At 39.0% G+C, this 21,361-nt stretch carries 14 protein-coding genes; 7 read left to right on the forward strand and 7 right to left on the reverse strand.

The annotated features are described in order from the left end of the window. Position 1 precedes the first annotated feature (1 nt). From SB660_RS11670 to putP, 3 genes are all read right to left on the reverse strand, one after another. A complete protein-coding gene (locus tag SB660_RS11670) occupies positions 2 to 1,408 on the reverse strand; it encodes an alkaline phosphatase (RefSeq protein ID WP_339165152.1) in 1,407 nt (468 codons plus the stop codon). Between the two features lie 113 nt (positions 1,409 to 1,521). Beyond that, positions 1,522 to 2,214: an MgtC/SapB family protein gene (locus SB660_RS11675; protein ID WP_050945740.1), complete on the reverse strand. Its 693-nt coding sequence runs from the start codon at positions 2,212 to 2,214 to the stop codon at positions 1,522 to 1,524. A 163-nt stretch (positions 2,215 to 2,377) separates the two neighbouring features. Beyond that, positions 2,378 to 3,859, reverse strand: a complete 1,482-nt coding sequence (gene putP, locus SB660_RS11680; RefSeq protein WP_339165154.1) for a sodium/proline symporter PutP — start codon at positions 3,857 to 3,859, stop codon at positions 2,378 to 2,380. A 398-nt stretch (positions 3,860 to 4,257) separates the two neighbouring features. Between putP and gatC the strand changes: the two genes are divergently transcribed. The 3 genes from gatC to gatB are packed head-to-tail and all read left to right on the forward strand — an operon-like array spanning position 4,258 to position 7,464. Next, positions 4,258 to 4,548 (forward strand): Asp-tRNA(Asn)/Glu-tRNA(Gln) amidotransferase subunit GatC, encoded by a 291-nt coding sequence (gene gatC, locus SB660_RS11685; protein ID WP_003213898.1) that lies wholly within the window; start codon positions 4,258 to 4,260, stop codon positions 4,546 to 4,548. 14 nt (positions 4,549 to 4,562) lie between these two features. Then, complete coding sequence (gatA, locus tag SB660_RS11690) at positions 4,563 to 6,020, forward strand: Asp-tRNA(Asn)/Glu-tRNA(Gln) amidotransferase subunit GatA (protein WP_050945742.1); 1,458 nt, start codon at positions 4,563 to 4,565, stop codon at positions 6,018 to 6,020. Between the two features lie 13 nt (positions 6,021 to 6,033). Then, positions 6,034 to 7,464, forward strand: coding sequence for an Asp-tRNA(Asn)/Glu-tRNA(Gln) amidotransferase subunit GatB (gatB, locus tag SB660_RS11695; protein WP_061407034.1), 1,431 nt, complete (start codon positions 6,034 to 6,036; stop codon positions 7,462 to 7,464). 182 nt (positions 7,465 to 7,646) lie between these two features. Here the strand turns inward: gatB and SB660_RS11700 are convergent, their stop codons facing one another. Then, positions 7,647 to 8,492, reverse strand: a complete 846-nt coding sequence (locus SB660_RS11700; RefSeq protein ID WP_058015495.1) for a TetR/AcrR family transcriptional regulator — start codon at positions 8,490 to 8,492, stop codon at positions 7,647 to 7,649. Between the two features lie 131 nt (positions 8,493 to 8,623). Between SB660_RS11700 and SB660_RS11705 the strand changes: the two genes are divergently transcribed. Beyond that, positions 8,624 to 11,824, forward strand: coding sequence for an efflux RND transporter permease subunit (locus SB660_RS11705; RefSeq protein ID WP_339165157.1), 3,201 nt, complete (start codon positions 8,624 to 8,626; stop codon positions 11,822 to 11,824). Between the two features lie 82 nt (positions 11,825 to 11,906). Here SB660_RS11705 and SB660_RS11710 read toward each other — a convergent pair whose 3' ends face one another. Further along, positions 11,907 to 12,860: a nucleoside hydrolase gene (locus tag SB660_RS11710; RefSeq protein WP_339165159.1), complete on the reverse strand. Its 954-nt coding sequence runs from the start codon at positions 12,858 to 12,860 to the stop codon at positions 11,907 to 11,909. 181 nt (positions 12,861 to 13,041) lie between these two features. Between SB660_RS11710 and SB660_RS11715 the strand changes: the two genes are divergently transcribed. The 3 genes from SB660_RS11715 to SB660_RS11725 all read left to right on the forward strand — a co-directional run bounded on the left by SB660_RS11715 (position 13,042) and on the right by SB660_RS11725 (position 20,026). Further along, entirely contained in the window at positions 13,042 to 13,950 is a 909-nt protein-coding gene (locus SB660_RS11715; protein ID WP_058015492.1) for a diacylglycerol kinase, read from the forward strand. Between the two features lie 60 nt (positions 13,951 to 14,010). Then, on the forward strand, positions 14,011 to 15,396 hold the full coding sequence (gene rlmD, locus SB660_RS11720) for a 23S rRNA (uracil(1939)-C(5))-methyltransferase RlmD (protein WP_339165161.1): 1,386 nt from the start codon (positions 14,011 to 14,013) through the stop codon (positions 15,394 to 15,396). Between the two features lie 244 nt (positions 15,397 to 15,640). Continuing rightward, positions 15,641 to 20,026: an NACHT domain-containing protein gene (locus tag SB660_RS11725; protein ID WP_410582671.1), complete on the forward strand. Its 4,386-nt coding sequence runs from the start codon at positions 15,641 to 15,643 to the stop codon at positions 20,024 to 20,026. Positions 20,027 to 20,168: 142 nt separating this feature from the next. On the opposite strand, the gene SB660_RS11730 is transcribed toward SB660_RS11725, so the two are convergent. Further along, the gene (locus SB660_RS11730) at positions 20,169 to 20,738 is read right to left on the reverse strand and encodes a hypothetical protein (RefSeq protein WP_339165165.1); all 570 of its coding nucleotides are present in this window, start codon (positions 20,736 to 20,738) and stop codon (positions 20,169 to 20,171) included. Between the two features lie 57 nt (positions 20,739 to 20,795). Then, positions 20,796 to 21,278, reverse strand: coding sequence for a hypothetical protein (locus SB660_RS11735; protein ID WP_339165166.1), 483 nt, complete (start codon positions 21,276 to 21,278; stop codon positions 20,796 to 20,798). Between the last annotated feature and the right edge of the window lie 83 nt (positions 21,279 to 21,361).

Below are 21,361 nucleotides of genomic sequence, written 5' to 3' on the forward strand. Positions count from 1 at the left end.
TTTATGGGCGATAGGTGGACGGTGATTCAATGATGTGAAACAGATTCTTTCCTTGCTTTGTATTATCGATCCAGCCTTGAAATGCTACTTTCCCAGGTCCATATGCATAGACAGGGACATCCTCACCTGTATGAGCAAAGGTTGTCCAGCCTGAGAAAGAACGTTGATCAAAGATGTGTTGAATGCTGAGTTGAATCGTACTGGCCTTCCCTGATTGTGCCGCTTTTTCCACCTGTGAGATTTCCTTTTTTGTGAGTGAGAAATCAATATTGGTGTGAAGGACATCACGTACCGATTGGCCGTCTGCGATTTTCTTTGTCATATACACAGGTGTTTTCTTAGCAGCTAGAATGGGTGCTGGGTCCCATTTATAGCCGGTTTCACTTGTCATGCCATCTGCACCAAACGAAAAGCCGCCAGTCGCATGATCTGCTGTGATGACGACGAGGGTTTCTTGATCCTTTTTAGCGAATTGAAGAGCCGCTTGGACTGCTTTCTCAAAATCCTCCATCTCACTCATGGCGCCGACCACATCATTTTCATGTCCAGCAGAATCAATGGTACTGCCTTCAAGCAGCATGAAAAACCCATGCGAATTGTCTTGATTTAATTGGGTCAATGCTGCCAGTGTCATGTCTTTTAAAGTAGGCACATGCTTTGGACGATCGATGGCTCGATCCAGCTCGTCCTCTTGGAATAAGCCGAGCATTTTCGAAGATGATTGGGAAGTTAAATCATCTTTTGATCTTAGAATGGAATATCCGCTCTTCTTAAATTCTTTCACAAGATCACGGTCTTTTCGGTCAAAATATTGCATTCCGCCACCTAGAAGGATATCAACTTTGTGCTCTCCACCTATTTTCTCATCAAAAAAGTGGTCTGCAATTTGTTCTTTGTTTTTTCGGGAGACGTTATGTGTGCCAAAAGCGGCAGGTGTCGCATCGGTGATGTCAGATGAGACAACAAAGGCTGTTTTCATTTGTGCTTCCTTTGCTGCTTCAACGACACTTCTAAGAGGTTCTTTATCTTGGTTGACGGCGATGGCATCATTGTATGTCTTTTTTCCAGTCGCCATGGCCGTGGCTGCGGCAGCTGAGTCGGTAATATTATCTCGAGGATCATCTGGGTGTGTGGTCTGCATCCCGACTAAATGCGGGTCCCAGACGGTTTGTGCTTTTGGAGAACCAAGCTTTTCTTGCTTGAATGTGCGGTAGGCTTTGATCACGGGCATCCCCATTCCATCGCCAACGATAAAAATAATATTTTTTGGTGTTTTCGTTTGTTTCTTGTCTGCTGCATTTGTTGATACGGGAGTGACATAATGTGAGGTCAATAAAGCAGCGAATACGAGTACTACTAGAATTCCACTCATAAGATAAATACGTTTTTTACGATCCATAGAGCCCATGAAAAATCCCCTTTTATCATTTATTTCATAATTTGTATTTTATTTGAATGAAGGCGATGGTTCAACCCCTTTTCCCATAAAAAAAGGTGATGAGACTTTTGCCTCATCACCTTTTATACCGTATCACACTTGACGCCAACGACGCCTTCTAGATCTTTAATATCAAAATACACATCAGTTGTATAGCGATCTTTATGCACGCGTACACGTACTTCCATAATCGGATAGTTCTTTTCTGTTAAATCATCAATACGAACAGAATGAATGCGAATATTGAGGGCTTTCATTTCTTTTAAAATATCCGTCATACGGTTTCGATCAGAAAGAGACATTCTGATGCGTATTTCTTTTTCCTGTAAGCGAATCGGTCCGATCCGCTGGAAGAGCCACGGTAGAAATTCGACACTAACCAGAATAAAGAAAAGACTGAGGAAGGCTTCTTTATAAAATCCTGCACCTGTTGCAACCCCAAGTCCTGCTGCTCCCCAGATCATCGCAGAAGTCGTAAGACCTGAGATGACATCATTGCTTTTTCGCAGAATCACACCTGCTCCAATAAAACCAACACCAGATATAATTTGCGCCGGTAACCTGAGTGGGTCCATTTGAAGCCTAGAGACTCGAGGGAAATTGTAGGCTGCATCAATGCTGATGATGGTTAACACGCAGGAGCTGACAGCAATGACAATACACGTTTTTAAGCCGAGCGGCTTTTTCTTCAGCTCTCGTTCGAGCCCAATAATCAAACCGATTAAGGTGGCCACGGCTAACTTTAAGACTGTATCCCATTCAATCGTCCAAAACATGCGTATCGCTCCTTCACTTCATGTACGTTTCACATCATGTATATGATCTTCTCACAGCCCATATGGCTGCACAACTTCTATTTTATTCAGAAATGGGAGAAAGAAAAGCATTTTATTTAAAAAAGAAAGTCATCCGCTTAAGGCAGATGACCCCTCATGTTCTTTATTTTGATTCTTCTTCAAGATGATTTTCCATTTTGGTAAACAGCTTTTTAGAAGCTTTAGATGGTTTGTTGGTCAAGAGGCTGACAATGATGGCAGTCAAACCACTTAAAATAAATCCTGGAACCATTTCGTACAAGCCAGTTGTATTATTCAAGCCGGTTGAAATCCATGTTAAGACTACAACTGCCCCAACAACCATTCCTGCTAGTGCACCGTGATGGTTCATTCGCTTCCAATATAGGCATAGAAGGATGACTGGACCAAATGAAGATCCAAAACCTGCCCAAGCATAACCAACAAGGTCAAGAATGGTATCACTTGGATTAAGTGAAAGACAAAGCGCGATAATGGCAACGACCAATACAGACATACGTCCAATCATTACTAGTTCTTTGTCTGACGCTTTTCTTCTAAAGAAAGTCCGGTATAAATCCTCTGTCATTGCACTTGCAGTCACAAGCAGCTGTGAAGAAATCGAACTCATAATCGCAGCTAAAATAGCAGAGAGTAAAAATCCAGTAATATACGGATGGAATAACACCTTAGAAAACACAATAAAAATGGTTTCTGGGTCTGCTAAAGTGGTACTAGTCTCATGTACATAAGCGACACCGACTAATCCAACAGACAGTGAACCAATAACAGACACAATCATCCAGCTCATACCGATACGACGTGCTGGTTTTAAATCTTTTACAGTCGTAATGGCCATGAATCGAACAATAATGTGTGGCTGTCCAAAGTAACCAAGCCCCCATGCTAAGAAGGAAATAATGCCAATGACGCTCGTTCCTCTGAATATATCAAGCAATTTTGGATCAATTTGTTGGATATCTTGATACGTGGCAATTGGGCCACCTAATTGAGTAAAGGCAACGATCGGCACGAGCACTAATGCTAAAAACATAATGGCTCCTTGAACAAAATCAGTTAAGCTAACTGCCAAAAAGCCGCCGAATAAAGTGTATAAGATCACGATACTAGAGGTTAAAATTAAACCAAACATATAATTGGCACCAAACGCAGATTCGAATAAACGACCGCCAGATACCATACCTGATGAGGTGTACAGTGTAAAGAAAATCATAATAATGACAGCCGAGACAGCTTTTAATAAAGTAGAAGAATCTCTAAATCGTTTGTCAAAAAAGTCTGGAATGGTGATCGCATCATCAGCAACCTCAGTATACGATCGTAAGCGAGGAGCTAAAAATAGATAATTCAAGTAAGCCCCGCTAATCAAACCAACAGCAAGCCATCCTGACGAAAGCCCTGTTGTATACATCGCGCCTGGAAGTCCCATGAGCATCCAGCCGCTCATATCTGAAGCACCAGCAGATAGAGCTGTCACGTAAGGACCCAGCCCGCGTCCGCCCAACATATAATCATTCAAGTCATTTGTTTTTCTAAATGCATACCAGCCAATGGCCAGCATTCCAATAAAATAAATAGATAGAGAAATTCCAATTTCAATACTCATGTTTCCATATCACCTTTTTCGTATTAATTTGACATCACCTCATTCAAAATATACAAGAACATCCAATTCGTTTGTCTGCTCACTGCTATGGTTACTTAACCTAACAGAGTATTCCCTGCTGATCAACCTTCTTAAACCTCTTTCTTACATAAAAAAATGCGTAAATGATTGATGGGAATCTATATGTAAGCGCTACCAAAAACATTTAAAAGAAAAAATTTTCTGATAAATATTCAACCTCTGATACAAATTATTTTCATAGTTTCTAGTTTGGGGTGAATGGCTACCATCTCAAGCCTGCGTAAAGTTGCTTTAGAACAGTAAAATTTGATATGATAAAGTGTATATGACTTATGATCATGACCACGAACACGTATCATTTTTGGAGGTGAACCTGCATGTCTAGAATTTCAATAGAAGAAGTAAAGCACGTGGCGCATTTGGCACGGCTTGCAATTACAGAAGAAGAAGCTGAAATGTTTACTGAACAGCTTGATAGCATCATTTCATTTGCAGAGCAGTTAAACGAGGTAGATACGGAAAACGTTGAACCAACAACACACGTATTAAAAATGAAAAACGTCATGAGAGAAGATGTTCCGAATAAAGGTCTTTCCATTGAGGCAGTTATCAAAAACGCGCCTGATCATAAAGACGGCTATATTCGTGTGCCATCAATTTTGGACTAAAGGAGGCCTGAGGCATGTCACTGTTTGATCACAAAATTTCTGAATTAAAAGAGCTTTTACATAAAAAGGAACTGTCTGTTTCTGATTTAGTGGACGAGTCTTATAAACGAATCAATGAAGTAGACGGGAAAGTACAAGCATTCCTTGCACTGGACGAAGAGAAAGCTCGTGCGTATGCAAAGGAATTGGACGAGGCAGTTGGTGAAAAGGACGAGCTTGGTCTATTGTTCGGTATGCCAATCGGTGTGAAAGATAACATCGTCACAAAGGATTTACGTACAACAGCATCTAGTAAAATCCTGCAAAACTTTGATCCTATTTATGATGCAACGGTTGTCAATCGTCTAAGAGATGCGGAAGCAGTTACAATCGGTAAATTAAATATGGACGAATTTGCAATGGGATCTTCTACAGAGAACTCAGGCTACAAAGCAACGAAAAACCCTTGGAATTTAAACACTGTTCCAGGTGGATCAAGTGGTGGCTCAGCAGCTTCTGTTGCAGCAGGTGAAGTACCATTTTCACTTGGATCAGATACGGGCGGTTCGATTCGCCAGCCGGCATCATTCTGCGGCGTTGTGGGTCTGAAACCGACGTATGGCCGTGTATCTAGATACGGCTTAATCGCATTTGCTTCTTCATTAGATCAAATCGGACCGATAACGCGTAACGTAGAGGACAACGCATATGTTCTTCAAGCGATTGCTGGGGTCGATCAAATGGACGCAACGAGTGCAAATGTCGACGTCCCAGATTTTCTTTCTTCATTAACTGGAGACATCAAAGGCATGAAAATTGCTGTGCCAAAAGAATACCTTGGAGAAGGTGTTGGCGAGGAAGCAAAAGAGTCTGTTCTTCAAGCATTAAAAGTATTAGAAGGACTTGGTGCAACATGGGAAGAAGTGTCTCTTCCGCATTCTAAATATGCGCTTGCGACTTACTACTTACTGTCTTCTTCAGAAGCATCTGCAAACCTTGCGCGTTTTGACGGCATCCGTTATGGCTACCGTACAGATAATGCAGACAACCTAATTGATTTATATAAAAATACTCGTTCTGAAGGCTTTGGAAACGAAGTGAAACGCCGCATCATGCTTGGCACATTCGCTCTTAGCTCAGGATATTATGATGCATACTATAAAAAGGCGCAAAAAGTCCGTACATTGATCAAAAAAGACTTCGAAGATGTTTTTGAAAAGTATGATGTCATTGTAGGACCAACAACACCAACTCCTGCATTTAAGATTGGTGAAAAGACAAGCGATCCACTGACGATGTATGCGAACGATATTTTAACGATCCCTGTGAACCTTGCAGGCGTTCCAGGAATCAGTGTGCCTTGTGGATTTGCTAACGGTCTTCCGTTAGGACTGCAAATCATTGGCAAGCACTTTGATGAAGGAACGGTTTACCGCGTGGCTCACGCTTTCGAGCAAGCAACAGATCATCATAAAGCAAAACCTGAACTGTAAGGGGTGAATCAGAATGAACTTTGAAACGGTAATTGGACTTGAAGTCCACGTTGAGCTAAAAACACAATCAAAAATTTTCTCCAGTTCGCCGACACCTTTTGGTGCAGCTGCCAACACGCAAACAAGTGTCATCGACCTTGGATATCCTGGTGTACTGCCTGTATTGAACAAAGAAGCGGTGAACTTTGCAATGAAAGCAGCAATGGCGCTAAACTGCGAGATCGCAACAGATACAAAATTTGACCGTAAAAACTACTTCTATCCTGATAACCCAAAGGCGTATCAAATTTCTCAATTTGATAAACCGATCGGTGAAAACGGCTGGATTGAAATTGAAGTAGAAGGCAAAACGAAACGAATCGGTATTACGCGTCTCCATTTGGAAGAGGATGCAGGTAAACTGACGCATACAGGCGACGGATATTCACTTGTCGATTTCAACCGTCAAGGCACACCGCTTGTTGAAATCGTATCTGAGCCAGACATTCGCACACCAGAAGAAGCGTATGCTTACTTAGAAAAACTAAAATCCATTATTCAATATACAGGCGTATCTGACTGTAAGATGGAAGAAGGCTCGCTTCGCTGTGATGCCAACATTTCACTTCGTCCGATCGGCCGTGAAGAGTTTGGAACGAAAACAGAGCTCAAGAACTTGAACTCATTTGCTTTCGTCCAAAAAGGCCTTGAATTCGAAGAGAAACGCCAAGAGCAAGTATTGCTTTCTGGCGGCTTGATCGAACAAGAAACTCGCCGCTATGATGAAGCGTCTAAAAAGACGATCCTCATGCGTGTCAAAGAGGGTTCTGACGATTACCGCTACTTCCCAGAACCAGATTTAGTGGAGCTGTACATTGATGACGAGTGGAAAGAACGCGTAAGAGCATCGATCCCAGAGCTTCCAGATGAGCGCCGCAAACGCTACATCGATGATCTAGGGCTTCCTGCGTATGATGCGATGGTGCTGACGCTGACAAAAGAAATGTCTGATTTCTTTGAAGCAACCATTTCAGAAGGTGCAGAAGCGAAGCAAGCTTCAAACTGGCTGATGGGTGAAGTATCTGCCTACTTAAACTCAGCTCAAAAAGAGCTGGAAGATACAAAGCTAACGCCGCAAGGCCTGGCTGGCATGATTAAGCTCATCGAAAAAGGAACGATTTCTTCTAAGATTGCCAAAAAGGTATTCAAAGAGCTGATTGAAAATGGGGGAGACGCAGAAACAATCGTCAAAGAAAAAGGACTTGTCCAAATTTCTGACGAAGGTGCCCTGCTCAAACTTGTCACAGAAGCACTTGATAACAACCCGCAATCCATCGAAGACTTTAAAAATGGAAAAGACCGCGCGATTGGTTTCTTAGTCGGACAAATCATGAAAGCATCGAAGGGACAAGCAAACCCGCCGATGGTCAACAAGATTCTCCTAGAAGAAATCAAAAAACGCTAAATAGCAAAAAACCGCCTCATGAGAAGAGGCGGTTTTTTTATTTGAACTGACAGGGTCTTATCATAGATTCAGACCACCGCCGTATATCAATTCGGGGATTCTTTTCTTATAATGAAGCGTAAGCGAAAGTGCACATTCGAAGGGGGATAAAGGTGAACGAATCGGAAAAACAGCGCGTAAAGTTATGAAAGAAACAGCTTCAATTGTTCGACTACTCTTATGACAGCAGGGTCCTCACACTTTTCTAAATTCGTCAGCATCCCTTGAATGACTGGCTTACGAGGCTCAGCTTTCGCCAGTTCTTCCTCAATGACTTCAATGGATACAAGGGTATCATCAGAAAGTAAATGCTCAAGCTTTAACAAACGAAGCTCCTCTTGAAGGGAAGCAGCACTCGGCGCTTCATCGTCCCAAATGGTTGGCTTTAAGATCGGTTTCGTCTGAGAACGAAGCATGCCTTGAACCAAATCATCAAACCGTTCGAGTATAAAGGAAGAGAGCTCATCAAATGATAATTGCAGCTGATCTTGTAAAAGCAGCACCTGCACATACGATTGGATGATTCCTTGAATCATGACTGACAGGTCAGTTATATATGGTTCGATCTCCTGTCCATAAGTGGTCAAGATGGAAATTTGGATTTCCTCATTCATTTGCTTTTTCACAGTTTTTGAATACTTTTTAATTTGCTGGTTTTCTGGAATAATGTTCTCGCTGAGGATCAAAATGATAAAATCCTTGTTCTCAGCAAAATGCTGAAACTGTTCAGCGATTTGCTTCTGGAAGATCTCTCTCGGCGCGAGATGCTGATTCTCTTTTCGAATCGTTTCAATACTTTGCATGGACGTGTCGATATAATATTCAAAGGCGCGATTGAAAAGCTGTTCTTTTGATTTGAAATGTAAATAAAATGCGCCTTTTGATATTCCGCACTCATCTGCAATTTCCTGAATGGTCGTAGAAGAAAAACCCTTTTTCGCAAACAACTGGATGCTTGCTTTAATGATTTTTTCTTTTTTTTCGTTCATGAAATAAGGCCCCTTCAGCTTTAGAATGTTACGTCAAACGCAAGTGAAATGGTTGACGGCATTGTATATCACCGTTTATTATGATATAGAATGACCAGTCAGTCAATACATAAAGGAAAATGGAGGACATAATGAATTCGATCATCAATTTTGTATTAAAGAATAAGTTCGCTGTATGGCTCATGACGATTATCGTAACAGTTGCTGGTCTATATGCCGGATTGAATATGAAACAAGAATCAATCCCGAATATCAACACTCCAGTCATTACGGTTTCTACAACGTATCCTGGCGCAACGCCGGACGAAGTATCAGATAAGGTGACCGACCCGATTGAGAAGTCTATTCAAAACCTCAACGGAGTCAATGTTGTCACATCCAATTCATTTGAAAATGCCTCATCTATTCAAATCGAGTACGACTACAAGAAAGACATGGATGAAGCAAAGAAGGAAATTGAAGATGCGATTAGCAATATCAATTTTCCGGAAAATGCAGAAAAACCAAAAATCGCACGCTTTAGCATTAACGCAATTCCAATCTTAGCGATCAGTGTCTCTGGTGATAAAGAATCATTAGAAGACCTTACACAGAAAGTAGAAGACGACCTTGTTCCTTCCATTGAAGGATTAGACGGTGTCTCTTCTGTCGAAGCTTCAGGACAGCAAATCAAAGAAGTAGAATTTTCTTTTAAACAAAAGAAATTGAAAGAATACGGTTTAGATGAAGAAACCGTTCAAAACATGATCAAAGGCTCTGATGTCAATGTACCATTAGGTCTATACACGTTTGGTAACAAGCAAAAATCAGTTGTCGTGGACGGCAATATTTTAAGCGTCAAAGATTTGAAAAACATGCGAATCCCTGTCACACCAAGTGCAAGCGGCGGTGCGGGAAGCGCTGGAGCTGGAGCACCATCTAGCGGCGCTGAAAACCCAGGTGCGCAAGGTGCGGAGCAGCAGGCAGCAGCTCAGCAGCAAACTGGTGGAGGTGCAGCAAGCAGTCAATCTGTAGAACTGCCAACGATCAAGCTTTCTGAAATTGCGGATATTAAAGTAGTAAAAGATGCAGAATCGATTTCTAGAACGAATGGAAAAGACAGCATCGGCCTGCAAATTGTCAAAGGTTCTGATGCCAACACTGTGAGTGTGGCAGAAGAAGTGACGAAAGAGCTTGAGAAATTCAAAAAAGACAATAAAGGAATCAAAGTCAGTACGACATATGATCAAGCAGAGCCGATTAAAGAATCTGTCAGCACAATGCTGAACAAGGCGATCATCGGAGCAATCTTTGCGATCATTATCATTATGTTGTTCCTTCGAGATATCAAATCAACATTAATTTCGGTCATCTCCATTCCGTTATCCTTGTTGATTGCTGTTTTATTATTAAATCAGCTGGATATCACATTAAATATCATGACACTTGGTGCCATGACCGTCGCCATTGGGCGTGTGGTCGATGACTCGATTGTGGTCATAGAAAATATCTATCGACGAATGGCGTTAAAGGATGAACCGTTAAAAGGCAAGACACTCGTCAGAGAAGCCACAAAAGAAATGTTTATCCCGATAATGTCTTCGACGATTGTGACTATTGCAGTATTCTTACCGTTAGCATTAGTGGGCGGAATGATTGGTGAACTATTCATCCCATTTGCATTAACCATTGTGTTTGCTTTAATGGCGTCACTGCTTGTCGCTATTACGATTGTTCCAATGATGGCACACAGTCTATTTAAAAAGAACCTGTATGGCACAGCGAAAAAAGTAAAAGAGCATAAACCAAGTAAGCTTGCCGGCGGTTATAGACGTGTACTCAATTGGACACTGAACCATAAATGGATTACATCAGGAATTGCGATTCTTATGCTTGTCGGAAGCTTATTCTTAGCACCACTTGTCGGTGTCAGCTTCTTACCACAGGAAGTAGAAAAGACGGCGATGGTGACATATACTCCTGAGCCGGGACAAACGAGAGAACAAGCAATTGATGAAACGAAAAAAGCAGAAGAATATTTGATCAAGCGTGACCATGTCAATACTGTTCAATATTCACTAGGTTCTTCAAATCCTATGACAGCAAGTGTAGGGGGCAACTCTAACGGTGCGTTATTCTTCGTACAATATGACGATGACACGCCAAACTTTGATAAAGAAAAAGATAAAGTGACGAAAGCCCTGCAAGACAAAACGTCTAAAGGGGAATGGAAATCACAAGACTTCTCGTCTGCTGGCGCAAGCAATACCGTAACGTACTATGTCTACGGCGACAAAGTAAGCGATATTGAAGGCACAGTAAAAGATGTCGAGAACATCTTAAAAGATGAGAAAAATTTAAAAAATGTCAGCACAAGCTTATCTGAGAAATACGACGAATATACGTTTAATGCAGATCAAGAAAAACTGGCGAAGCTAGGTCTAACTGCTTCACAAATCGCTCAAGTGATTGCCCCTCAAAATAGTGAAACAACACTAACGAAAGTCACAGAAGACGGCAAAGAACTTGATGTGAAGCTTCAAACCGAAAAAGACGAATATAAGAGCATAAAAGATGTAGAAAATAAAAAAATCACAACACCTACAGGACAAGAAGTTCGAATTGGTGATGTCGTAAAAGTAAAAGACGGTACGACAGCAAATACAGTGACAAAGCGTGATGGGAAAATCTACGCAGAAGTGTCTGGTGACATGACAACAGACAACGTCTCAAGTGTAACGCAGGATGTTCAGAAGAAAGTCGACAAGCTTGATGTGAAATCTGGCGTAACGATTGACACAGGCGGCGTAAGTGCGGATATTGAGGAATCCTTTACACAGCTTGGTCTCGCAATGCTTGCAGCGATTGCCATTGTGTACCTCGTTCTCGTCATCACATTTGGCGGAGGTCTTGCACCATTTGCGATTCTATTCTCACTTCCATTTACAATTATTGGCGCGCTCGTTGGATTGTTTTTAGCAAAAGAAACCATTAGCTTAAACGCCATGATTGGACTGCTCATGCTGATCGGAATTGTTGTAACAAATGCGATCGTCTTGATTGACCGAGTGATTCATAAAGAAAAAGAAGGTCTTTCAACAAGAGAAGCTTTACTTGAAGCAGGAACAATAAGATTACGTCCAATCTTAATGACGGCACTCGCAACGATTGGTGCACTGCTGCCACTCGCATTAGGATTTGAAGGCGGAAGCCAGATCGTATCAAAAGGACTTGGCGTCACCGTCATTGGCGGTTTAACAAGTTCTACACTTCTCACATTGGTCATCGTCCCAATTGTGTATGAAATTTTAAGCAAGTTCAGACGTAAGAAGAAGTACGCTGAAGAAGAATAAGAGGAAGCCAAAGGGCTGAAATAAAGATCATTTCAACCCTTTCTCACTCATTTGAAAGCCCCGTTTATTGGCGGGGCTTTTTTTATGTTGAAATCTGACAAACAGCTTTTCTCATGAGCTCTTCAAATGCATGGAAAAAGGCATCACGATCGACATGGTCAATGACTTGTATTGACTTTCCATCTGAATGTTCTTCGGTACGTCCTTGCTTTGGCGTGTCGGTATAAACGATTGCGTTCACTTCTTTTGAATGGGTAAATGATGAAGAAGCAAGCGTCATCGTGGTGAGTACGTCCCATAAGTAATACGTCGAATTCGTTTCATGATGAATGAGTGGTGGACAAAAGGCATAGCACTGCCCAATAAAATCAATTCCAATGTGAGAACGAAGGGAAGCCCAGCGCTGACGCACATCAAGTGTAAGCGGCACTTGATTCGTGCTTTCAAGTGCGACTATCTCAATAGGAAAGCGTTCCTTGAAGACGGTGCTGACAGCATAAGGGTCCCAAAATGCATTCCATTCTGCTGTCCCATCATGCTCGGGTTCCTCCACATTTCCCTTTTCAAGAAACGTACCGCCCATCCATACCAATTTTTCAATTTTATTAGAGATGGAAGGATCCTCTTCTAAAGCCCGAGCAAGGTCTGTGAGCGGGCCTGTAAAGAGCAGCGTGACAGGTTCTGCTGCCTTTTTAACGGTTTCAATTAAATGAAGGTGTGCTGGAAGCTTGGATACGTTTGTATCAACAGTGCCTTTCTCGTTTAAAAGAGGTAAGGCGTCTACATAAAAAGCATGCATGCGCCACTCTTTCGGAAAAGGATTGACGCCTCTAGAATTTGAAGCAGCGACTTCAATTTCATAAGGGCTAAATCGATCGATAATTTTTTGAGACGCACTGAGAGCTGGCTCTAAATAACAATCAGCAGGTATGACAGACGTCCCGATCACTTTCAGGTGTTCCATTTGAAGGAGAAGAAATAATGAGACGAGATCATCAACACCACCATCATGATTAAAATAGACAGGCTTTTTCATCGCAAACCATCCTTTACAGCGTTTTCTTTTATCTTATCAGAATGCTTTCTTGCTGAGGGAAATGTGGCAGGAGATTTCTAATATTAGGTGGTTGTTCTGTTGCCATTTTCAAATCTCATAGTATAATTAAAGGTTGTTAGTGGTGAAAATAGATTGCATAATGAATATAGGATGATGATGAATGAAACGTGCTCGAATTATATACAATCCGACATCTGGGCGTGAACTCTTCAAGAAGAATTTGCCGCAGGTTTTGCAAAAATTTGAACAAGCTGGCTATGAAACATCTTGTCATGCAACGACATGTGCAGGAGATGCGACACAAGCAGCTGAGAATGCCGCACAGCGAGACTTTGATTTAATTGTAGCAGCAGGTGGAGACGGCACGATCAATGAAGTTGTCAACGGACTAGCCCCGCTTGAAAAAAGACCAAAACTAGGAATTATTCCCGTTGGAACAACAAATGACTTCGCAAGAGCACTTGGCATTCCACGAGAAGGTGTTTTAAAAGCAACAGATGCCATTATAGAAGGTGTAGCGAAGCCGCTTGATATCGGTAAAGTCAATGGACATTATTTTATTAATATTGCAGGAGGCGGCCGGTTAACAGAGCTCACTTATGAAGTGCCTAGTAAGCTGAAGACAATGCTTGGACAGCTTGCGTATTATTTAAAAGGCATGGAGATGCTTCCTTCGATCCGCCCGACAGAAGTCGAAATTGAATATGACGGTAAGTTGTTTCATGGAGAAATCATGCTGTTTCTTGTTTCACTCACAAATTCAGTAGGCGGCTTTGAAAAGCTAGCGCCAGATTCCATTTTAGATGATGGAATGTTTGACCTGATTATTTTAAAGAAGGTCAATTTAGCAGAAGCCATTCGAGTAGTCAGCCTTGCACTTCGAGGCGAGCATATTCATGATAACAATGTCATCTACGCAAAAGCGAATCGCGTGAAGGTAGATGTAAAAGATAAAATGCAATTAAATTTAGATGGCGAATTCGGCGGCATGCTGCCAGGTGAATTTGAAAACCTGTATCGTCATATAGAATTTATTGTGCCAAAAGCAACAGCTGAAAAAATAGGGTAGAGATTGAACTTGGTTCCTTATGGCGCCAAGTTTTTCTTTGCAAATGAGGTGATAAAATTGGTGAAAATGAAACCGCCTGTTGAAAAGAATGAATACTACAATGTAACCTTCGAAGACTTAACGCACGAAGGTGCAGGTGTAGCGAAAATTGAAGGATTCCCTGTCTTTGTACCGAATGCCCTTCCAGACGAACAAGGGAAAATCAAGGTCACACGTGTGAAAAAAGGATTTGCTTTTGGGCGACTCATGGAGCTGACAAAGGAAAGTCAGCACAGGCAAGATGCGCCATGTCCCATTTATAAGCAGTGCGGAGGCTGTCAAATTCAGCATATGAGCTATGAAGGCCAGCTGCTATTTAAACAGAAACAAGTAAAGGACGTTTTAGAGCGGATCGGCAAGCTTGATATGAGCCGTGTAAAAGTTCATCCTGTACTCGGCATGGAAGACCCTTGGAATTACCGAAACAAAGCACAAGTTCCAGTTGGCGAACGCGAAGGCGGACTTGTTGCAGGATTTTATCAGCAGCGTACCCATGAAATCATTGATATGGAAAAATGTCTGATCCAGCAGTCAGAAAATGACGAAGTGGTACAGGCAGTAAAAGACATATGCAATGCGTTTGGCATCAAAGCATATAACGAAGAGCGGCACAAAGGCTGGCTGCGTCATGTGATGGTTCGCTACGGGATTGCAACAGGTGAAATGATGGTTGTGTTTGTCACTAGAACGGCTGACTTTCCGCAAAAGCAGCAAGTGATTGACCAGATTATAGCACGCTTCCCACACATTCGGTCAATTGTGCAAAACGTGAATTCGAAGAAAACAAATGTCATTTTCGGAGACGAAACGACTGTTTTATGGGGAGAAGAATACATTTATGACACAATTGGCGACATCAAATTTGCTATTTCAGCCCGCTCGTTTTATCAAGTGAATCCAGCTCAAACAAAGGTGCTTTACGACAAAGCGCTTGAATATGCAGAGCTGCAAGGCGAAGAAACCGTGATCGATGCGTATTGCGGAATAGGTACGATCTCCTTATTTCTCGCACAAAAAGCAGGCAGAGTCTATGGCGTGGAAATTGTGCCAGAAGCAATTGAAGATGCAAAACGCAACGCTGACTTAAACGGAATCAACAACGTCGAATTCGCGGTCGGCGAAGCAGAAACCGTCATCCCAAGCTGGTACAAAGAAGGCATCAAAGCAGATACGCTAGTTGTCGATCCGCCAAGAAAAGGCTGTGATGAAGCACTGCTTGACACCATTTTAAAGATGAAACCAAACCGAGTTGTGTATGTGTCCTGTAATCCGGGGACGCTAGCTCGTGATTTGCGTATTCTTGAAGATGATGGGTATGTGACAGAGGAAGTGCAGCCTGTGGATATGTTTCCGCATACCTCACATGTGGAATGTGTGGCGCAACTTATTTTAAAAGAAGGCAACTAACCCGTATGGGTGTTGTCTTCTTTTTTTATAGTAGGGGGATTAACAAAGTTTTAGTTGAAGAGCCCTCAAACTCTTTGTCGGTAACTGCTGGTACTTAATCAGACAATTCACAGAAAATTTATTTTAACTTTTTGATATAATAGAAATATGAATAAAATGTAAAATTGGTAATTAAAAGGATGATGAGAAGGTTTGTTATTGGAATATAAGAAAAATCATGGTCGTCGATTAGGGGGGAATAATAGTGAGCATTTTAGCATATATAGCAGGAACTTTGATAGCCCCAAATTTTGCGGGTTATCTTTTGTCAAAAGGTTTAACAAATCGAGGTGAAAAGAGATTAATTAAAGACATAGAAGATACAGTTAATGAATTTAATCGTAAGTTTGATAATACTGAGGTTGATAGTAACTATTTTATAGAGTTTCTTCAACAGAGCAAGACTGTTGAGACAATAATACAAAGAGTATTTTATGCATATAACACTACAAAGGAAGATTACCAAGATATATTTAAGAAACTAGCACAAGAAGCGGTCGAATTTGTCAATATTAAAAAAGATGAATTTAAGCATACACCTATTAAGAAACCGAGTGATTTTGAAGAGTACTTCTCTGAGTTATTTGAAATACTAGTAAATTTTCGAGAGTCGTTATTAGATATTAAAGACAAGGCAATTGTATCAATGGTTGATGAGTCAATTGGTAAATCAGAAGGGGAAATTATAAGAACAATTGAGGAGCTAAGGGCCGATTATTTGTTAGGAGGGAATAAACACCTTTCGTCTAATGAACAAATCAAGCCTAGGCTAGAGGAGTTGAATTGCGAATATAAATCAACTTTTATTCCGTTGGACAACAGTCTTATAAAGAGAAAAGAATTTTCTTTATGTAGAGAAGCATTAGATTCAGAGAAATCTTTAATAATACATGGAAAGGCTGGAAGAGGGAAAAGTGGATGTACAGAAGATGTTATCAATTATTGTGAAGAAAATGAGATACCATATTTAGCAATTAAATTAGATAAACGAGTTCCCAGTATGACTGCCGAGAAGTGGGGAGAAGATTTAGGATTACCTGCATCAATCACTCATTGTATTCACAGTGTTTCTAAAAATGAAAAGGCAGTAATTATTTTGGATCAGTTGGATGCCCTACGCTGGACTCTTGCTCATTCTAGAGATGCTTTATTAGTATGCTCTCAGAGTATTAATCAAGTAGAGACATTGAATAATGATAGAAAAAACAAGATATCTGTTGTTTTTGTGTGTCGAACTCATGATTTGGAAAACGATAATAATATTAGAGCATTATTTAAAAAAGATGATTCAAAAGAGGACGTTATTCAATGGGATAGGGTTCAGGTTAATGAGTTGGACGAGGAATTAGTTGAGGGTATTGTTGGAAAGCGTTATGAGCAACTAACAAGTAAATTGAAAGAGATACTAAGAATTCCAAGCAATTTATATATTTGGAAACAGCTAGACCCTGGCAAAGTATATGCAGAATGTTCTACCGCAAGCCATTTGATCTCAGAATGGTGGGGACAGCTGTCCGAAAAATGTTTTGAGTTTGGATTGAGAGAAGACAATCTAACTCAGATTAAAGATAAGATGGTAACTTTTTTAGAAAAGTCTAGTAGAATATTTATTCCTTTAAGTATATTAAACGAAAATAAATCAACCTTAGAATTCTTATCTTCAAATGCTTTCTTAATAATTCAGGATAGAAAAGTTTCATTCGCTCATCAGTCTATATTAGACTGTTTTTTAGCAGATAAGATGCTTCATAGATATTATGATGGTGAAGATATCGTAGATATTATTGGGGCTAAAGATAAACAAACACCTGGTAAAAGATATCAAGTGCAAATGTTTATGCAAAATTTATTTGAAATTGATAGCCATGATTTTATTACTGTTGGACAAAAAATGTTTGAAGCAAAACAAATCAGGTATTTTGTCAAATTTGTTTTCTTCGAGGTGTTAAACCAGATAGATAATATAGATGAAAATATACAAAATTTTATTGTGAATAACTGCGAAAATGAAATATTCGGTAATCATATTATTAATAATGTTATATTTTCCAAGCCCAATTATATTAAGTTGCTTAGACAATGTGGCATTTTAGAGAAATGGTTTAACACCCCATCTAAGAAAGATATAGTTATCAATTTGCTTGTAAGTATGAGTCCTAATTTTGAAGCTGATGATATTACCTTCATTGAAAAATATTCATTTAATTCACAGGAAGACGATAATAAATTCTCTAAATGTTTTTTGCGCGATATAAATCAGGATACGGATGAGTTATTTGAATTAAGAATGAAATTTTATAAGCGATATCCGCGAATGGCTGATAACTATCTTGATTTTAAGTCGATGCTCAAAAATAGTGAATTAAGAACAATACGGCTGTTAGCTTTTTTATTGAAAAATAAAATTAAAAGCGGGGGTAAACAAATTTATTATTACGAAGAAACATTTCTTTATGAAGACTCTGAAATTTTAATAAATAATGGAGAAGAGGTTCTTAATTTATTATTACCATTCGTTCCAATAGATAAAGACGCAAGTTTTATTTATAGTGAGTGGTCTGGATTTTATATTCATAAAAGAGGTCTAGAAAGGGCTTCTATTCAAATTATAAAGAAAGCGAATGCAGCAATAATTTCTCAACAACCGGAAAAATTCTTTGATTACTATAAAAAATTCATGGGGAAAGGTAATGATATATTTAATGAAATTATATTGGATGGATTATCTAAATTGTCAGGAAGTTATAGTGATGTTGTAATTAATTATTTATGCAGTGATTTCAACAGTAACGCATTCGATAATACAAGTGGAAATGGTGATAAATTAATTCTTGCCAAACAAATATTAGAAAAGCATACGAGATACTGCAGTGAAGTTATTTTTAATTTATTGGAAGAGAGAGTTCTAACGTATCTTTCTCCACAAGCTAAAGATATATATCGACGTAGAATTAATTATAATAAAGAAAAAAATGGTCATACAGTTTATTGGAGTTTTTGGGGAGATTTTCAAAAAGAAATTTTAGAGGTTCTCCCCTATAATCGATTGAGTACTCAAGCAAAAAATTTGCTGAGTATTTTAAGACGTAAATTTCCTGAAGGGTCAAAACTATATAAATATTCAAATGGGCACAGTGGGTGGGTAAGCTCACCCGTGACAGGGAAAAAATTAAATAATAAAAGATGGCTAGAGATTTTAACTAATACAAAACTTATTCACAAAGATCATTCCCAGTGGAAAGAAGTTTCAGGAGGGTTTATTCATAATTCTATTGAAGAGTTTGCAAGTAGCTTTAGCAATGCTGTTTCTGAGGAACCCGAAAGAATGATAAATCTAGTTCTTTCAAATAAAGAGAAAGTTCTGGAATCATACGTAGAATCCTTATTTAGTGGCGTTGCATCTAGTAAGGCATTGAGTAATGTGCCGGTAGAGTTATTGGAAAAAATGATTTTGACCTATCCATATGATTATACCTCATATCGAGCGAACGACATTTGCTCAATCATTAGAAACAGGAAAAACGTAAATTGGTCTCATGAGATTTTGGATACTCTAAAGGATATTGCGATCAACCATAATAACCCAGAATTAGGAGTTGTAAATGTAACTAATAATGAGGATAAAGAAATGCGTAGCTTTGAGATGTTACAAAGTAATGCATTAAACTGTGTAAGAGGTAACGCTGCTCAAGCAATAGCAGAGTTATTATGGAATGAAAGAAGTTTGTTTATACAGTTTAAAGATACAATTGAAAAGTTGACATTAGATGAAAATGCGGCTGTCAAATTTGCTAGTTTATTTGCATTATGGCCTTCATATAACATTGAAAGAGATTGGGCATCAAAATTATTTTTAATTCAATATGAGCAAGATTATAGGCTAGCGGGCTTCTTTGGCACGAAAAATATGCTCTTTTTACTATATCCGAAATATCGCGAACAAGTATTAGAAGTTATTAAAAAATGCTACAAATCTGAAGATGAAAGATTAGTTGAAATGGGTGGACATTGTCTTTCAGAGATGTTTATTCTAAAAAAAGAATTTACACAAGTAATGAATAATGTTGATAAAATGAGTGAAGTACAAGCAAAAGCAATTCTCCATATGACAATTAATTATTTCAATAAAGATGAATTTAATTCATCAGCAAAGAATATAATGCTTAAATTTAAGGCAAGTAAATTAGATTTGGAGATTCCGATTTCAAGGTTATTTTATGATAATCTTATAGATTTAAAGAGAGATAAGGATTTTATGATTGAAATAATGAATTCTGGTTTAAACCGTAGAATAGTACATGCATTTGTTCATTATCTTGAAGAAAAATCAAAATCAATAGTTGATTACAAAGATATTATATTTTCAATGAGTCACCACTTACTTGGAAACGAAGTTGGTAAGTTTGAAGAGATTTGGGGGATAGAAGATGAAATTTCTAAATTAATCATTGGATTATATGACGAAACCTCTAACTCAACTATTCCTGAGATAAAAGCTATTGCAAATGAATGTCTTAATATATGGGATTTGATGTTCGAAAATCAATTTGGTCAAATTAGGTCCTTGAGTCAAAAACTAATGGAAAGATAAGACGTTGTTGCATAACTATTATGTGCATCATTTTACACCTTTAGATCTTTTAAGTAACTATCAGATATCTCGTGTAATCTATATTCGCATCTTTATGTTAACTGGATAAATTTAGAATTCCATATATAAATAACCCCCTTGTCTAGATAGGGGGGTCTTCTTCTATATTTTGATTTTTTTGATCAAGCGCAGAGGATATAATATCAAGACCAATGTATAAAAAGCTAACAAAGAAAGATAAAATCAATACACCATTTCCCCATATAGAAACTTCAACTATCTCCATATTTAGTACATATTTAATTGAAAAGTAAATAAGAGCCCACGAAGCAAAAAATTCTAAAATATAAGTTATCCATTTTGGGACCTTCAACAAAAAAATGATTCCTTTCCCTATAAATAAAACTATAAATGACCAAAAAATTACGATGATGCTAACTAACAAAGAAAAGGTCACCAAAGAGAAAAATGAATCATAAGTTATGTATTCGCCGAAAAGAAAATTTACTCCCAATGATACTAGGTAAAGCATGAAAGTCGGAATAGCAATAACGAAACCAAGGGAAAAACATATTAGTAAAATAAGAAGAACGGCAGCAATAGCACCTGGGGGTTCATCTACAACATTTTTTTTCCTTAAAAAAGTATAAAATATGATAGAAACTAAAAGAAGTATTAAAAAAGTCAATGAAATCACATAAGAAAAAGACAATATATATACCCTCCATAAAAAAGCGCTATTAGAAAACTAATAGCACTTATTGTTTATTTAAATAAGAGTAATGATGAATTTTGCCAAAGTTTTAGCAACATCTTTAGGTGCACCCATTTTAATAAAAGCTGTTACAAACTGTTTTTCTGTCCACTTTTCCCCTTTATCCATTACCTTTGCGATTTTAGCAGATTTCTTTCTGATCCAAGCAGCAGCCTTTGGATTAAAGGGTTTCAATGCTTTTGATAGTAACCATCCACCAGAACGTAAAGCACCTCGGAATGCTTTATATGACCATGAAACAGCACCTTGAGTAGAAACTTCCCCGTTTGTGGCTTTTTGAGTTGTTAAAGCATTTGACTGAATAGGGCTAGTGCTGTTATTTGTTGCGGCTTGTTGTAAAGATGTTTTATATACCTTCGTATGTACTGGTGCTATTGATTTAGTTGGCTCCGCTGCAAACGCAGTAGTCGCACCAAGACCGGAAGTTAATAAAGTTGCGCTTAATAGTACAGGAACAAACTTCTTTCTAAAAGTCATAGTAATTTCGCCTCCGAAAATTTAATGAAGAGGCTGTTTATAGTGCTAAAAAAATCTTGTTGTTCAAGCCTCAATTATAAAAT

The sequence above is a fragment of the Bacillus sp. SIMBA_005 genome, assembly GCF_046535585.1.
GTDB lineage: Bacteria > Bacillota > Bacilli > Bacillales > Bacillaceae > Bacillus > Bacillus pumilus.

What these genes read in the sequence shown, in the direction of transcription:
- putP (WP_339165154.1), bottom strand. Translation starts at nt 3,859, where the DNA reads ATGAGTATTGAAATTGGAATTTCTCTATCTATTTATTTTATTGGAATG.
- SB660_RS11735 (WP_339165166.1), bottom strand. Translation starts at nt 21,278, where the DNA reads ATGACTTTTAGAAAGAAGTTTGTTCCTGTACTATTAAGCGCAACTTTA.
- gatA (WP_050945742.1), top strand. Translation starts at nt 4,563, where the DNA reads ATGTCACTGTTTGATCACAAAATTTCTGAATTAAAAGAGCTTTTACAT.
- SB660_RS11700 (WP_058015495.1), bottom strand. Translation starts at nt 8,492, where the DNA reads ATGAACGAAAAAAAAGAAAAAATCATTAAAGCAAGCATCCAGTTGTTT.
- SB660_RS11710 (WP_339165159.1), bottom strand. Translation starts at nt 12,860, where the DNA reads ATGAAAAAGCCTGTCTATTTTAATCATGATGGTGGTGTTGATGATCTC.
- SB660_RS11705 (WP_339165157.1), top strand. Translation starts at nt 8,624, where the DNA reads ATGAATTCGATCATCAATTTTGTATTAAAGAATAAGTTCGCTGTATGG.
- gatC (WP_003213898.1), top strand. Translation starts at nt 4,258, where the DNA reads ATGTCTAGAATTTCAATAGAAGAAGTAAAGCACGTGGCGCATTTGGCA.
- SB660_RS11675 (WP_050945740.1), bottom strand. Translation starts at nt 2,214, where the DNA reads ATGTTTTGGACGATTGAATGGGATACAGTCTTAAAGTTAGCCGTGGCC.
- SB660_RS11670 (WP_339165152.1), bottom strand. Translation starts at nt 1,408, where the DNA reads ATGGGCTCTATGGATCGTAAAAAACGTATTTATCTTATGAGTGGAATT.
- gatB (WP_061407034.1), top strand. Translation starts at nt 6,034, where the DNA reads ATGAACTTTGAAACGGTAATTGGACTTGAAGTCCACGTTGAGCTAAAA.
- SB660_RS11715 (WP_058015492.1), top strand. Translation starts at nt 13,042, where the DNA reads ATGAAACGTGCTCGAATTATATACAATCCGACATCTGGGCGTGAACTC.